Raw genomic sequence first — 12,569 nt, forward strand, 5'->3', positions numbered from 1 at the left:
CAATAGAGAAAAAATAAAGGGAGGGGGATCTGTTTGCGTCAATTTCAATTAGAAGATCTGACAATTTGTATCAATGAAGCAAATTTGCAAGAGGATATATATACGTCTGTTACAATCGGGGTTGGTTTTGCTCCTAGATGGATACGCGTTAATGACGACAATCTATTTATTGGCTCTGCAGCAGCGAAAATATTCGGAAATTATATCCAAACGAGAGTGCGAAATACATACGATATTCAATTAACATCTACTGTTTCGATGAGATCGACGAGTTTTATTTGGAAGACGTCAAAAGCAACGTATGTAAAAGAGTTACAGTTTATTATAAATGAATTGTATTGTGAACAGATTGATGAACAACAACTTTTATCAGAGAAACAGGCAACGATTGAAAGATATAAAAAGAATTATAAAGATTTAGAATTCCGTGGACGGATGAAAATGCTAGAGTTTTCCCACCAAAATAAATCATTTCAGCTAGAACAACTATCTCAGGATTTATTGGATATGACTAGTTCAACCGTGCAAACGATGAGAAAATATTTATTTGTTCCTAATAACACGTTTATATTCTGTCACGGGAAAGCGGATGAAAAACAATTACGACAACTCACTATCCCATCCGTATCAGAATATCCAACGACAAATTTATTTGATGTAAAAAACTATCATTTTCTTCAAGATCAAGAATATATGAAACAAAGCAAAGGGAACTATTGGTGCGGAAGTATGAAGTTTGAAAGAGTTCCAGTATTAACAGACTTAGCAATGGAATACGTCGTACTAAATCTGATTGGAGATCTAATGCTAAAGGACTCTTACATGATAGAAGTAGATCCATTAGATGCTAGTATTGTATATGAAAAAAAAGGAACTCATCGAAAGGACTCTTTTCGAGCCTTGATTTCAGATGAGAATGTCCGTGATTCCAAAAAAAGAATTTATCAACGATTATACAAAGAGCTTAAGAGAGAACCAGAACAATTCATGGAAAAAGTCGGTCGTTTATTTGTGAATCAAGTACATTACTTTGATTGTCTATCGTATTTAGAACAAATAGACGCAAATTACATACATCAGTTTTTAAAAGTTAGAGATTATAAAATACGAGAAGGCTTCGTATGTTATTACAAGGAGGATAAAGATTTTGTCGTCTCATGAGATTTTAATTAATCCAGATCAATTTACAGCCGAAGTAGATGAATTTAAAGGAAAGATTGAAGGAATAGCTTCAGTAAAATCAGAGGATGTCATCAATGTGAATGAGAAGTCGATATTAGATTCAATGTATCAGATGATTGCGATTATTAATACTTTTCAAAGTATAATAGATCAATATATAGCTTTAGCAAATAAAGATGTTACAGAAATGAATTCACTAAAAGAAAAATGGGTTACAAAAGATACGAATCTTTCAAATGAAATAAATGGGAATTGATAACTATGCCAAGATTAGTAAATGATGAGTTAACTAAATTAGTAGAACAATTAACTACATATAAAGAAAATTTATCTTTATCAGTTTATGAGCATTATAAAACAGCCTTGGTGCTTTCTAAAACGATTAATCTGCGCGGAAAAGCCGGGGATGTATTGAAAGAGTATATCAATGTTTCTCATATTAACTTAACGCAAAAGATTATTAATGTGATTGCAGAAATTACTGAAGTAGCGGAAAAAATGAAAAGGGAATTCTCTAACTTTGAATCAGCTTCATATGGTATTGTAGGTTCAGGGACACTAGATAATGTTCACAAACAAATGAAACGCATGAATGACCGTTTCACAGATATAGATGACACGGCGGGACAGCTATTATATAAAGCTTCTGAATTTATTAGTACGACAAGTTTAGGTACGAGCGATGTTACTACTGCTTATACGGAGATATTTGACCATATTAAAAAAACGAAGACAGGGTTGGAAGAAACAGATAGTAGTTTAAAAGCAGACCTTGATCATTTAATTACCCGAGTTTATGAATTGCAGACACATATTTTTGAATTAAGTGAAACTTTTCGAGATAAAAATGGTATAAAATATAGTAAATTAAATGAGATTCCAAATCAAGAGTGGTACACGGTAGAAAATAATCATGCGTTTCAAGAAATGCAAGATGATGATCCATTTGTATATCATGCAGGTCATGCCTCTATGGCAGAAGGACAGTGGGTAGCTGGAACAAGTGATACGAATTATATAGCTGCTTCAGGTTATGCTGTTGGAGCAGAGGGAGAATTAACTAAGTCTGGTACTATATTTAGTAAAACTAATGATCCATTTAGTATAGATGGGCAAGGGGAAGCAGCGTTACTTAGTGGAAGTGTACAAGGGGAAACTTTAGGTGGGTATGGAAATTTAGATGCTTCTGGTCAAGTTTTGGGAGCGGATGGCAACTTCCACTTTGGATCTGACGGTTTTGATGCTGAAGGAAAAGTAGCGGTAATAGAGGCAGAAGGATCAGCGATGGTGGGAACGGATAACTTTAATGGATATGTTTCAGGTCATGCGGAAGCTTTAACAGCGAAAGGGCATGCACGTTTCACCTTACCAGAGGATCAAGATGGCGATATTAAAATTGGTCTCGGAGGGAAGGCTCAAGGTGCAACTGCAGGTGTTGAAGGCGGTCTGTCTCTATTTGAAGTCGATAGTCCTAGTTACTCATATGAGGACGGAAAAGGTACTAATAAGAAATCGATGTTAGGTATAGAAGGAGGCGTCAATATTGGTCCACAAGTTGGCGCTGGCGTTGATTTCCAAAGTAAGACAGTCTATTCAAATAATTTGTTAAATGTTCGGGCAACGGAAATAGATGTTGATTTGAAATTATTTATTGGATTGAAAGCTTCGTTATCTGTACCTACTATACAGTTGAAATGGCCATGGTAATATTGATTAAGGAGGAGTTTGTAGATGGGCGAAAGAGCCGAATTACAACAACAATATTCTGCCAAACAATCGGAACTTAATGTATGTTATGTAGAATTAAACTCTTTAGAAGACCGAATCAATCGACTAGAAGCGTTGAAAAAGGAATTCGTTACATTGAAAACTGATGCAAATCAACTAAAACAAGATTTAACGATGGAAACTTTTCAATTTCATGAATATTGGCAAGGGCAGTTGTTTGGAGAATATGAACGCTTACTTGCAGCTAATCTAATTCATGATGGGATGACCACATATATTAAAAACATAGATACAAATTTAGATGAACTGAATAATGAGTTAATGCGTTTGCAAAATGAAGTGTATAGTACAGAAGGAATCATTGGAAGTATTAAATCATCGTTAAATTGGTTAACAACTAAAATCGAAAATCTCATAAATTAATCATTTTGAAGGAGATATGCATGAAAAAAATAAACATTGTATTAGCGAATGCCCATCAAGCGCAAGCCGAAAGGTCTGACATACAACGAGAGGTAAAAGACATTCAGAAGTTTTTCAATGAGAGAGATTTTTTGTTTAAACAAGGTACAGTTAATTTTGTATTAATTAGAGGTTTATATTCTCATATAGAGCGATCGTTGAATGTTGTTGGTGTTTTCGTTAATAAAGCAGAACACGTTATTAGTGGACTAGAAGCGGATCTCTCATTCCAAGTTAAAGACCAACCTGACGCAAAGCTGGCAGGTGTCGCCCTACAATTACCACCGTCGTTTTTAGGAGAAATTAAACCGAATGAGGGCTTTATCTTACATATGAAAGTCCCAGTTCAAGGATTAACAAACGAAAAACAAGTGTACGAAGCTACGGAACTTTCAGGTACTTTGGCAAATGTAAAAATAGCTTATCCTACTGAATAAAAGGTGTCTAAGCATCATAAGTAACGAACAGAATAAAAAGTAAGGGGAATTCTCAATGAAAAAAATAGGATTTATGCTACTAATGGTACTACTAATCATCGTATCCGCAGCATGTAGCAATACAGATGATATGAACGAAAATACAACTGGAGATAAAACAGAACCATCAGAAGCACAACAGGAAAATGATGATCAAGCTGAAGACGAAGCAGATGATAATGGAGAGACACTCACACTACAATTACTAAAAGCAGATGAAGAAAACGGAGAGACAATAGAAGGTCATAATATTTATAGTGAGTTAGATCAAATAGTAAAAGATAACCCGGATATGGGGGTAGCGAATGATTTCAGTGTGTTCGTTGTTAATGCAATTTACGATGACGAAGAAAATGCGAAACTTCTTCTATTAGCAATTAATCGTTTACCTGATCCAATTAAAAACTTATCATTTAATTACACTCTCGGAACAGAAGATGGAGAATATGTTTTTGAGAATCAACATGTTACAATGGATGAAGAAACAGCTGGCGTGTTACAACCTAATAGTACATTTCCATTAGTCTTATCCATTACACCAGAACAAGATGAAGTTTTGAAAAAGATAGATGAAAATAATCAAGTGGTTAAAATAGAAGATTTCGAGTTTGAGACAGAATAAAAAATATTCCTTATGAATAAAACAGCCCTCTATGTTATGTAGAGAGGCTGTTTTTGCATTCCCTTTAGCGTCTTCTATATATTTTTACCGAACACTCCCCTTTTTTAGCTTTATTTCCTTCAAAAAAAATTATCGGTTTAAAACGTCTAAACGAGATAATTTCACTACCTTCTTTTCTAGAATTGGTTTCTACTTTTAGTCGATCATCTAAAGTGAAAGCAATCTTCCCTTCCTCTGTTTCTAATCGATATACTACCTCATATTGTCTTTTGGGAAATACAAATAGACTATGCATAACGGAGGTATCAAATATTTTAAACTTCACTTTTGCACTTTTTAAACCGAAATATGTAGAAATGTGCATCTTTTTTCTCGATTCTTTCACAATATATATAACGAAAAAAATGATGACAGCAAAAATAAGTAATCCGAAAAAAATCGGAAAAAAGTATAATTCCCAATTTTCCATGGCTGAAACTCCCTTCTATTAAAATGATTTTAAAACATACTGGATTATACACTCCTTTCTATGGAATCATCTTATATTTCCCTCATACACTTTAAATGTTTCACGGGTTAATTCTATAAAAGCCTCTAACGGAGGTGTCATCCGTTTATCCTTATGCCAAGCAATTTGAGTATAAAGTGGCGATAAAGCAACATTCCACGCTAATGTTTTCATTCTCCCCTCTTCAAGTTCATTTTTTACTACCATTTCAGGTAGTAAAGCTATACCCAATCCTGCAATCACACATTGTTTAATGGCTTCTATACTTGCAAATTCAATTTGATCCAATGGATATATCTCCAAAGAATGCAGTGCTTCTTTGAACATATTTCGATAAGAACAGCCAGACTCAGTTAGTAAGAGTGTCCCATCCTTCAGATCTCGCGTGGAAAAATTCGAATGAAACGGATGGGTTGGTGCTACTACCAATTTTAAATCTTCTTTAATAAGTTCCTCCACCTTTAGCGAACCCTCAGGCTTTCTTCTATCCATAATAAAAGCGACATCCAATAACCCATCCATCAATTGTCTTCTCGCCATATCATCTGAATGTGCAGGTTTAAATACTAATTTTATTTTTGGAAATGCTGCCTTAAATTCTTGAAGAATCGCAGGTAACCGATAAGTCAATTGACTTTCTTGCGCACCTATCGTGAGAATACCGGAAATTTCTTTTCCATTTGCTGATGTAATGGCTTCTTCACTTAATTGAATTATTTTTTCAGCATACACTTTGAATTGATAACCGGCATCTGTCAAAATCAGTCTTTTACCCAAACGGTCAAATAAAGGTTTTCCAATTTCCTCCTCAAGCGTTTTTATTTGAGCTGTTACACTTGATTGTGCAAAATTTAATATTTTTGCGGTTTTAGTAAAGTTTAAATTAGTAGCAGCTATTTTAAAAGTAATCAGTTGCTTGATATCCAAATATATTCACCTCACTAATCGATATTATTGATTGATTTAATCGAAATAATCCGTTTTATTGTTCCGTGCGTACATTATATAATAATTACTAGAGGAATCTCAATTCAACAACATGGAGGAATAAACAATGACAATCGCAGTTATACACGGTGGTGGCCGTCCAAATGGAAATACAGAGACTTTAACAAAATTAGTAACACAAAATTTATCGGTGGAAGAGGTGTATCTAAAAAAATATTTCATTAAACCTATTATCGATAAACGACATGCGGAAGAGGGATTTCCGGAAATAAATGATGATTACAACTCTATCATCGATCGCATTCTTAAGCATGAAATTATTATTTTTTCAACCCCCATTTATTGGTATAGCATGACAGCAACCATGAAAAAATTTATCGACCGATGGTCACAAACATTAAGGGATAAAAATTATCCGCATTTTAAGGAACAGATGAAGCAAAAAAAAGCCTTTGTCATTGCGGTAGGTGGAGATAATCCATATATTAAAGGGTTACCTATGATTCAACAATTTCAACATATTTTTGATTTTATTGGAATCCAATTTGAGGGATATATTATCGGGGATGCAAACAGAACAGATGAGGTAACTAAGGATCCAAGAGCAGTTTCTACGGCGAAAAACCTTCGTGATACATTACAAACGTACCTCTAGTTTAAAGCCATATTAAAAGGATTAGCCATATGCTTAGTTAAAAATTTTCTATTTAGTATGAAAAGAGAGCAATTGAATACTATATCCAATCAAGTTACCTAAGTTGTTTTTAAATCAATTTGCTATGGCTGTTTTGATTCTGTTTTGATTTCTAAAAGGTTTATAATACTTTATGCATCCATTTGATAAAATAATGAAAAGAGTTAAAAGAACTAATGGTCTGCAACCACCCTTTCTAAGAAACAATTTATAATTGAACAAAAAATAGCGTGCCAATTCATTTTATATATTGCACGCTATTTCTTTATTTTTTCAACACCAGCATTATTTTCTAGCTTCTTCAGCAGTAATTGTCCACATTACATCATTACTTGTTCCTGCCGCTACAACACCTGGGTTTTGTCTGAAATAATATTCTTCAGCAGTATATACATCTGCAATGAATTGCGTATTTCTTTCTTCTCCTGGAACTAATTCACCTTCAAAGTCGTCAATACTTTCATAGGCTTCGGCATTATTATGATTATTTGAGCCTTCAAGCATATCGGTGATTCCAAGACTAGACATAATGTCTTCAGCGTTCAATGGTTTATCATCTACATTTTTAAAAGTTAAATCTAACACAATTAATTGTTCAAGTTCTGTTGATACGCCATCTAACTCCGATCCAACAATTTCTGCAGCATTGACTGTAAGTTTATATGTTCCAATTGACGTTTGGACAGTAGCAGTTTCTCCAATCTTTAAATCTGTTTGATCTTCTTCCATCACTTTAAAAAGACCATCGCTTGAATCTGAAGAATCATCATTTTCTGCTTCAATATCCTTTGCTTCTTCAGTAGAATTTTCGATATTACCTTCTGTTTCCTCTACTGGATCCGTTGTTTCACTCTCAGTATCCTGTTCATTTCCCTCCGCAGAGTCACCCTCATCACTGCATGCGATTAAAAACATACCTGTAATTAGTAGAGTAATCACTGTTGTTAATAGTATCTTTTTCATGGTTGTATCTCTCACTTTCATCGTTATCATGTATTATTTATTTTTAAAAAATAATACTAAATTAAAATATGCTTTACTATCTACTCTACTATTTCTTTTTATTGTTTTCTACTAGTCACAATAATTGTAATCTAAATTAAACAATAAATCAGGTGATGGTTCCTTTAAGTGTTAACATTTTAACCGTTTCTGGTAATATTACAATTAATTGAGTTGCGAATTTTAAAAACACTAACTGAAATATTTAAAGATTATTGGTGTCCTAAAAACCCTGATAAAACAGGGTTCTTATGACTAATTTGTGGATTGTGATCGACTAAGAAAAAATGGAGAGTACTTAAGTAAAGACTAAATTATGCCCTTCTATTTAACAATAGCTTTAGTAACCTCACTCTGTTTGTTCATTTGTATATAGTCCAGATTCCCAACTGTTCCTTAACGTGCGTGTTCAAAAAGGAGGATAAAAAGGACCAAGAAGTTCGAGGTGGCGCAGTTTCGAGCAGCGGAATGTATGCATTTAGATACATGAGCGGCGGAGAAACATGCAACGAAGAAATTCGCAGTGTCATTTTTAATGGACTTTTTGAACATCCTCTTAACGTATCTTGAAAAACTTTTGACAATAAACGGGACATCATGATTTACTGGAGTAGGAACAGAATCAGCGAAAAAAGAGAATACGAAACTAGGCACAGATTAGAATTAATCAAGGAAAAGTAATAGTAACGTCCCTTTTCCTAATTATTCAAAAGACTATTGGCAATGCACTGTTAAAGGGAGGGAGACAACTTGGGAAAAAGAAAAACAAAAAAAGAATTAGCTAAACAAAGAAAATTACAAAAAGAACGGGCTGTGGCAAACCGAAAAAGAGAAGAAAACATCTTTTATAAGATTACTTCATTCTTAATGGATGCTTTGATAGATATTTTTAAAGGCATAGTTATGTTAGTTTCCTCTTTGTTTATAGTAGGATCAAAAATCGTTAATATTATTGCTATACTTGTCCTGTTACTCCTATTGATGAATATCATCTATAGTGTCTCCAATGATGATGTTAATGGCATGTATGTCTCTATTATAGGAGTGGTCGTGCTTGCTTCTGTGCTCTTTTTTATAAAAAGAATTGATAAATAAATTAATAATCTACTTCTTGAACTTCTCTAATCCCCACATTGTTATTTTTACCTTTTAATTTAATGGATTAAATAGTTTGCTCTCAAAGCAAAGTTGACAAACTAGATGAAAGTATTTAAATGTAGTATTAGGAAAAAATACATGTATGGAATGAGGTTTCAGCATGAAGCAGTATCATTAATATTATTTGCAAGTATGTTGTTCGCTTTAGGAGCTTGTTCAAGCGACGATAATGAAGATCAATCATCGAATGCTTCTGATACCAATAACAGCCCAGAGGAAAGACAAGATGAAGCATTTGATGATGCAACAAAAGAGATAGACTAAGAGGATCAAACAGAAGAACAAGCCGACGACAATTCGAAAGATCAGGCATAACAATGCAATGAAAATAGAAAAGGAGAGCTGGAAAACAGGCAACTCTCCTTCTACTACTCTACTTTAATGGTAGCAATTGTAAAACCTACATTTATATATCAAGGTTTTCAATGACATTTATAGTTTTTGGTGGGGATGCTATATCATTATTGACATTTTTAACAGACCATTAAAATCAAATTGCTTAGAAGTCTCAGAGTAATATTTTGGACTATGTTCATGTACACAAAATGGCGAATTTATTCTTCACTAAATTTTCATGAAAATATGCCAGATCCATGAATAATTTCATCACTAGAAAGCAACGTAGTTTCATATATCGTTTTATTATGCTTCTTCATAAAAGATTGAACAACCTTAAAACCTACTGCATAACCAGCACAAAAAGAAAGACCTACAGGTTGGTATCCCTCTTGTTTAGCAATCTCATCACCAAACATATAACTACTGACTTCTGCAAATCCTTTTATGTTTAAAGCATCTCCAATAACATAGATCGAATACTCTAAATCGTCTTTATCCATACTAGTCACCCATGGACCTAACTGTTCTGTTCCATATAGTTCTTTTGCAAACGAGTCAGCTAGTCCTTCGATGACAAGATAATCTCCTACTGTTACATTTCCATGATCCCAATCAAAATATGAAAAACGAATGTTGTGATGGAACTCATGCGCAATAACAGCAGGAATTTTAGGTAAATTGTAATCATTCGGGAAAATATTCACAGTAATAAACCCAGGAATACCCCCAAACCCTGTATAGCCCTTCTGAAGTTTCAATTTATATGGATCCGCAACATACAATCCAAATTTTATTTCATCGGCTTTCACTTTCAAGCCTGCCATATTAGCTTTTTCTATACAGGTTTTGATAGTAGTATCTGCTACCACAAAGGCGTTATTATCTTTTAAGATAGATAGTCCTTGTTGAATTTGTTTATCGTTAGAAATATCTGCATAACCTAGCATTTTCGTAGCCATTAAAACGTCATAACCATTTTCCTGTTTTGCTTTCATAGGAACATTTATTGAATTCCACATTTCCTTAAATGGGGCCATCATTTTGTAACGAAAGTATTCTTTTCTTTCTTCTAATTCTGTAATCGCAAGTAATTCTTCGTATTGTTCTATTGTATTAATCAATTTATAGGTCATACTCATTCCAATCACCTCTTTCGCAAATATATGTGATGTAATTTAGAAGCAGCTTTATGTTTTTTTAGATTTTCTTCAGAGGCAAACTAAGTCCAAATTAATACATTTTCTAGTTCTGCACCCATTTGGTTCATGTCTTTTTTTATCATAACTAATGAAGTAGCCGTTCTATTAAATTTTTAAGTTTATAACCTGTCATTTTTGCAGCAAGGATTTGAACCATTTTTTCTAAGTCTGACTTAAATAAAACCAATTGATCTTTGTCATTCTTTTTTGCTTTCAATAAATATATCATAAAGAACGTACAATTAGTTCAGTCATTTTAGAGACTTCCCCTGTTGCAAACAGTGTAATTCACCTCCCTATTACAAGGGTAAGGTATAACGCTACGTTAATGTCAATTTTTAAAAAAGGGGCAGTCTTCAGTTTCCAATAAAAACGAAATCTTTTATGCAATAAAGAGATTTAGGTTCGGAAGTTTATTTTAATTCCTAAAAAAAACGATCGAATATTCACTTAGTTAAGCTTGCTGTTTTTTAACAAAAAATTGTTGTACAATAATAAAAATCATAAGTGCAATGCCGATAAATATACCACTTATTAAGCCCACATAGTCTACGAAACTTGTACTGAGTAATCCCCCACAAATGCACCTAATCCAATCCCTATATAAAGAGCCAAAGCACTGAATAATAAAACCATTTGGAGCCCGTCTAGGGTATAAAGTTGATTTTCTAGGCTATTATAGTTATTTTACAATTCGATGTTAGTAAAAACTAATTTCTTCATAATCAATATCATAAACATATTTCTCAATGGCACCCATTCTATTCATATCGATACTTTTAATAAATTCAATAAAATGGTTCTGCCATTCGTTTTCATACTTCTTTTCCTCGATATAGAGAGATGATAAATCCGTTGAATCATTTCGTAATTCCTCATAGAACACTATTTTTGTCAAAATAGCAATTTCTACATCGCCAAAAGTCTTAAAAAGTTCTTCATATTCAGCATTCAATAAACAGTCGGTATTCAGCATATCGATATAATCATGAAGGGAATGAAAATTTTTCCGAATCATGTCCACCTTATCTACTGTCTTTTCACAATTCATGATTTTTTCAATTAATAACCGAAAACGAATATCACTCATTCTATCGGATGCTTTGAATGTTGTTACTATGGATTTTGATTTCAGTTCCCTTTCCACGATCACCACTGTATCAAGGCGGTTATTTTTTACAACGCTTTTAACCCTGTGAACTAGATTCATTCCACACTGGTTCAAATAACCATTCATCTGTGGATCATTAATATTAAAATAATGGCTTAATCGATCGACGGCTTTTAAAATAACGGACTGCATCTGACTATCATCCAAATTATTAAACAAACCTTCTAAATGTTTATATTGATTTATTGAGATGTTTATTTGGCTGGCGTGTCCTCCTAATAAAACGGAAAAAATTGCATTATTAAATACTAACTCAAATATATTGAATAGTTCTATTCGATAGTCGAACCCACATATTCTCCCATAGTTAACCAAAATCTGTTGAAGATCATCTTTGTTAAACAAAAGGCAAAATTGGTTTTCCATTTTTAAATGTGTTACATATTGCTTAAGGTAATAAACACCTTGAATGTTCATATCATCGATCGCTAACGGATAATCAATACTTGCCATCGTATTATGTGCATCGAAAATGATACCATATTTCTTTAGAAACACAGGGATTGATTCATCAATCGTTATATTATAAGCTTCTACTGCAACCTCCAATTTATTATTGTTGATCTCTTTATAGAGTTGTTTTGTTCCCTCAAAACAATGGCGGATCAAATCTATATCTTGGTCATATCCGTTTTTTATATTGCCGTTTTTTAAGACGTCGATTGCTTTTTCTGGATCGTTAAAATGTAACAGATACGCATCTACAGCATATAAAACAGAAGATAATATACTGACAGCTGTTTCAGACGTTACAGAAGAACTTTCTCCCTGGGTGTATCGTCTAATCAAATTCTTTAATATAGACATCAATTGCCTTTGTGTCCCGTATACATCTTCACTATTTAGTAAACCTACTCGTAACCCTTCATTCAAAATGGATATCGTATATTGGTTTTGTATCAGATGAGCTTGTTTCATCTTTCCTTGTGTCACTAAAGAGTGATCATTGGATCGTTTTTCTGATTCCACTATCGTTCATCCCCTTTTTAGAAAACTTGGCCTTCGTTAAAGAAAACATGCCCTCATCACTAGGGGTATGTCGGTGTTAGGCGCAAAGCCTATTCTTAGTCAGCCTTTCTC

At 33.4% G+C, this 12,569-nt stretch carries 14 protein-coding genes; 9 read left to right on the top strand and 5 right to left on the bottom strand.

Annotation, left to right across the window (positions count from 1 at the left end):
• Positions 1-33 precede the first annotated feature (33 nt).
• Genes SPD89_RS10210 through SPD89_RS10235 form a run of 6 tightly spaced genes read left to right on the top strand, consistent with a single transcriptional unit; the run spans position 34 to position 4,470 of the window.
• Positions 34-1,161 carry a hypothetical protein gene (locus tag SPD89_RS10210; protein WP_336261846.1) on the top strand — a complete coding sequence of 376 codons (1,128 nt, stop codon included), beginning with the start codon at positions 34-36 and terminating at the stop codon, positions 1,159-1,161.
• Positions 1,148-1,438, top strand: a complete 291-nt coding sequence (locus SPD89_RS10215) for a hypothetical protein (protein ID WP_336261847.1) — start codon at positions 1,148-1,150, stop codon at positions 1,436-1,438. The genes SPD89_RS10210 and SPD89_RS10215 overlap by 14 nt, the downstream gene beginning before the upstream one ends.
• A gap of 5 nt (positions 1,439-1,443) precedes the next feature.
• Complete coding sequence (locus tag SPD89_RS10220) at positions 1,444-2,889, top strand: T7SS effector LXG polymorphic toxin (protein WP_336261848.1); 1,446 nt, start codon at positions 1,444-1,446, stop codon at positions 2,887-2,889.
• A 24-nt stretch (positions 2,890-2,913) separates the two neighbouring features.
• On the top strand, positions 2,914-3,333 hold the full coding sequence (locus SPD89_RS10225; RefSeq protein ID WP_336261849.1) for a DUF5082 family protein: 420 nt from the start codon (positions 2,914-2,916) through the stop codon (positions 3,331-3,333).
• Between the two features lie 20 nt (positions 3,334-3,353).
• On the top strand, positions 3,354-3,809 hold the full coding sequence (locus SPD89_RS10230) for a hypothetical protein (protein WP_336261850.1): 456 nt from the start codon (positions 3,354-3,356) through the stop codon (positions 3,807-3,809).
• A 55-nt stretch (positions 3,810-3,864) separates the two neighbouring features.
• Positions 3,865-4,470, top strand: a complete 606-nt coding sequence (locus tag SPD89_RS10235; protein WP_336261851.1) for a hypothetical protein — start codon at positions 3,865-3,867, stop codon at positions 4,468-4,470.
• Between the two features lie 64 nt (positions 4,471-4,534).
• Here SPD89_RS10235 and SPD89_RS10240 read toward each other — a convergent pair whose 3' ends face one another.
• Positions 4,535-4,939, bottom strand: a complete 405-nt coding sequence (locus SPD89_RS10240) for a hypothetical protein (protein ID WP_336261852.1) — start codon at positions 4,937-4,939, stop codon at positions 4,535-4,537.
• 66 nt (positions 4,940-5,005) lie between these two features.
• Positions 5,006-5,905 carry a LysR family transcriptional regulator gene (locus tag SPD89_RS10245; RefSeq protein ID WP_336261853.1) on the bottom strand — a complete coding sequence of 300 codons (900 nt, stop codon included), beginning with the start codon at positions 5,903-5,905 and terminating at the stop codon, positions 5,006-5,008.
• 127 nt (positions 5,906-6,032) lie between these two features.
• On the opposite strand from SPD89_RS10245, the gene SPD89_RS10250 reads away from it, so the two are divergent.
• A complete protein-coding gene (locus SPD89_RS10250) occupies positions 6,033-6,581 on the top strand; it encodes a flavodoxin family protein (protein ID WP_336261854.1) in 549 nt (182 codons plus the stop codon).
• 324 nt (positions 6,582-6,905) lie between these two features.
• Here the strand turns inward: SPD89_RS10250 and SPD89_RS10255 are convergent, their stop codons facing one another.
• Positions 6,906-7,583 (bottom strand): hypothetical protein, encoded by a 678-nt coding sequence (locus SPD89_RS10255; protein WP_336261855.1) that lies wholly within the window; start codon positions 7,581-7,583, stop codon positions 6,906-6,908.
• 789 nt (positions 7,584-8,372) lie between these two features.
• Between SPD89_RS10255 and SPD89_RS10260 the strand changes: the two genes are divergently transcribed.
• Positions 8,373-8,717, top strand: a complete 345-nt coding sequence (locus SPD89_RS10260) for a hypothetical protein (RefSeq protein ID WP_336261856.1) — start codon at positions 8,373-8,375, stop codon at positions 8,715-8,717.
• A 141-nt stretch (positions 8,718-8,858) separates the two neighbouring features.
• Positions 8,859-9,044, top strand: coding sequence for a hypothetical protein (locus SPD89_RS10265; protein ID WP_336261857.1), 186 nt, complete (start codon positions 8,859-8,861; stop codon positions 9,042-9,044).
• Positions 9,045-9,352: 308 nt separating this feature from the next.
• On the opposite strand, the gene SPD89_RS10270 is transcribed toward SPD89_RS10265, so the two are convergent.
• The gene (locus SPD89_RS10270; protein WP_442961118.1) at positions 9,353-10,258 is read right to left on the bottom strand and encodes a DUF2268 domain-containing protein; all 906 of its coding nucleotides are present in this window, start codon (positions 10,256-10,258) and stop codon (positions 9,353-9,355) included.
• A 760-nt stretch (positions 10,259-11,018) separates the two neighbouring features.
• Positions 11,019-12,458 (bottom strand): DUF6179 domain-containing protein, encoded by a 1,440-nt coding sequence (locus SPD89_RS10275; RefSeq protein WP_336261858.1) that lies wholly within the window; start codon positions 12,456-12,458, stop codon positions 11,019-11,021.
• Positions 12,459-12,569: the final 111 nt, after the last annotated feature.

It is taken from the genome of Pseudogracilibacillus sp. SO30301A (genome assembly GCF_037072025.1).
Taxonomy (GTDB): domain Bacteria; phylum Bacillota; class Bacilli; order Bacillales; family Amphibacillaceae; genus Pseudogracilibacillus.

Coding starts and splice junctions, on each gene's coding strand:
- SPD89_RS10255 (WP_336261855.1), bottom strand. CDS start 7,583: ATGAAAAAGATACTATTAACAACAGTGATTACTCTACTAATTACAGGT.
- SPD89_RS10230 (WP_336261850.1), top strand. CDS start 3,354: ATGAAAAAAATAAACATTGTATTAGCGAATGCCCATCAAGCGCAAGCC.
- SPD89_RS10225 (WP_336261849.1), top strand. CDS start 2,914: ATGGGCGAAAGAGCCGAATTACAACAACAATATTCTGCCAAACAATCG.
- SPD89_RS10270 (WP_442961118.1), bottom strand. CDS start 10,258: ATGAGTATGACCTATAAATTGATTAATACAATAGAACAATACGAAGAA.
- SPD89_RS10220 (WP_336261848.1), top strand. CDS start 1,444: ATGCCAAGATTAGTAAATGATGAGTTAACTAAATTAGTAGAACAATTA.
- SPD89_RS10265 (WP_336261857.1), top strand. CDS start 8,859: ATGTATGGAATGAGGTTTCAGCATGAAGCAGTATCATTAATATTATTT.
- SPD89_RS10240 (WP_336261852.1), bottom strand. CDS start 4,939: ATGGAAAATTGGGAATTATACTTTTTTCCGATTTTTTTCGGATTACTT.
- SPD89_RS10250 (WP_336261854.1), top strand. CDS start 6,033: ATGACAATCGCAGTTATACACGGTGGTGGCCGTCCAAATGGAAATACA.
- SPD89_RS10235 (WP_336261851.1), top strand. CDS start 3,865: ATGAAAAAAATAGGATTTATGCTACTAATGGTACTACTAATCATCGTA.